At 33.6% G+C, this 2,499-nt stretch carries 2 protein-coding genes; both read right to left on the bottom strand.

What is annotated here, in order from left to right; all coding sequences use genetic code 11:
• Nucleotides 1-319: 319 nt before the first annotated feature.
• Complete coding sequence (locus CER22_RS30830; RefSeq protein ID WP_088610487.1) at nucleotides 320-1,051, bottom strand: DsbA family oxidoreductase; 732 nt, start codon at nucleotides 1,049-1,051, stop codon at nucleotides 320-322.
• A gap of 184 nt (nucleotides 1,052-1,235) precedes the next feature.
• Nucleotides 1,236-2,195, bottom strand: coding sequence for an alpha/beta hydrolase (locus CER22_RS30825; protein ID WP_088061498.1), 960 nt, complete (start codon nucleotides 2,193-2,195; stop codon nucleotides 1,236-1,238).
• Nucleotides 2,196-2,499 lie beyond the last annotated feature (304 nt).

Here is a 2,499-nt window from a genome sequence, read left to right as displayed (position 1 = left end):
ATTGACGTTTCACGTTGTTTGTTTCGTTCAGTTTTCAAAGAACTACTTGGTCGCTCATTTGCGACTCCCTTATGTTAACATCTTCGTTAGTTAATGTCAACTAAGTTTTTTATTTTGTTTACCGCGTTCTGCGTTATTGCATCGGCGACTTGTTCTATATTACACCTCTAAGATACAACCGTCAATATGTTTTTATAAAAAAACTTCATTTTTTATAAATCCTATTTACGTTATTAAATTATGTATTTATATACCTCTTCTATAAGAATAGATAAGCAACCCATAAAATACTCTATGGGTTGCTATTCCTTCATAAAAACTATTGTTCTTTTGAAGGTATCGAACAACTTTCATCCGTACAAGACATATCGCTTCCACCCTCTGAAGAAAGCTCTTGTAACTTAGGTGCAGGATTCTCTTCTTCCCACACTTGTTGAAGTGCACCGACAAAAGTTTCGAGTGGTTGCGCACCTGAAATAGCATACTTTTGATTAATAATAAAATAAGGTACTCCTGAAATTTGATATTGCTGAGCAATCGATTCATCAATTCTAACATCATTTGCATATGCACCTTTATCATTAATAACACGTAAAGCTTCTTGCTTATCTAAACCTGAAGCTTCAGCAATAGTAGCAAGCGTATCCACATCACTTAAATTTCTCGATTCAGTGAAATATGCAAAAAGTAGATTTTCCGTAATCTCTTTTTCTTTCCCTTGATCCTTTGCAAATTTAGCTAGACGATGCGCATCAAAAGTGTTCGTCGGCTTCATCTCTTCAAAATTAAAATTTAAATCCATACTAGCTGCATGATTTCCTAGTTGTACATTATTACGCTTAGCTTCTTCAATACTAATCCCGTACTTTGATGCAAGTACTTCATTAATACTTGTTCCAGAATAGATTGGAGCATTTTGGTCTAATTCAAAACTTTTAAACTCCACTTCAACATCCTTCTTATGCGGAAATTGCTCTAAAGCCATTTCTAATCTATGTTTCCCAATATAACAAAATGGGCATACAAAATCTGACCATACTTCAATTTTCATAGAAACACCTCATTAACATGTAGTTTTCAATTATTGTAGCACTGGCAATAAGGAATTCAAAAATTTATGCTTCAAACCTTATATACTACAAACTAAAATAAGTTTTTAAATAGAAAAAACGATAATCAAAAGTATAAAAACCTTTCCTTCTGATTATCGTATATACAAATCTAAAACAATCTAATTACGCTGGAATGTATCTCCCCACGAACTTCCATACGGTATTCCAATATTTATTCGAATCTACCTTCTCGGCTTCTCCATGTCCAGCACCTGGAACAATTAATTTCTCTTTTTCTACTTTTGCAGCATTATATACTTCATCTAACATTTCATAAGGAACAAATGTATCAGCATCCCCATGAATAAATAGCATAGGTGTTTTACTTTTCGCCACTTGTTTTATAGCTGAAGCTTCTTCTAAATCATATCCAGCTCTTAATTTTGTAACTGTATTTGCCGCATTCATAACAGGAAACTTTGGCAAATGGAATAGATCTTTTAGTTGATACGTAAATTCATCAATAACAGTTGAGTATCCACAATCTTCAATAATAACTTTAACGTTAGAAGGTAACTCTTCACCTGAAGTCATCATTACAGTTGCTCCCCCCATTGAAACACCAAAGAGTGCTATTTCAGCATTAGGGTCTTTCTTTACAATTTGTTGAATCCAAATCAAAATATCTTTACGATCATGCCAGCCCATCCCTATATAATCACCTTCACTATTTCCATGCCCACGAAGGTCTGGCGCTATGACGTTATATCCTTGTTCATAAAAGTTCCGGATATATTTCGTCATTTTCGATGCCCTACTATCATATCCATGAACTACAATTGCCCATTTATGACTAGATTGTTCATTCATATATTCATAACCTGTTAATTTCAACTTATCGAAAGAATTTATGTTTCGTGTATTAGGTTTATGATTTGATACAAAGTTCGCATCCTTTTCTTCATTTGTAGCGAACACACCTCCCGATGCATTCACAGTTTCTACTAAGTGAGGATTATCCTCTAAAAACTCTTTCTCTTGTTTCGCATTCAACGCATAATTATAAAAATAATTCCCGACTAACATATAAGTAATTGCTAGAAGGACTAAAGCTACTATAGTAATTACACCTATCTTTTTCATATTATCTCCTTAAAAAAATTTAAATCTTCCTATATTAAAGTACCTCGAAAAACAACTGTACTATTTTAACACACCGATAGATTGCTTCTACAAAAAATAGAATAGAAAATCTTAAACTACACATCAAAAATGATGAAAGAAAATGAATATGAGGGGATCAAAAGAATACGGATTACTTACTTGAAGCTGATAAGAAGTTTAAAACACAAAAAAGACGAGTCATTCTGACTCGTCTTAAAGTTGCTTGGCGACGTCCTACTCTCACAGGGACAAGGTCCCAACTACCATCGGCGCTAGAGAGCTT

Origin of the sequence: Bacillus sp. K2I17 (assembly GCF_002209985.1) — a bacterium.
In the GTDB taxonomy this organism is placed as follows: Bacteria; Bacillota; Bacilli; order Bacillales; family Bacillaceae_G; genus Bacillus_A; species Bacillus_A wiedmannii.
The sequence above is the reverse complement of the archived record's forward strand: the minus strand, read 5'-3'. Positions and strand labels throughout refer to the sequence as shown.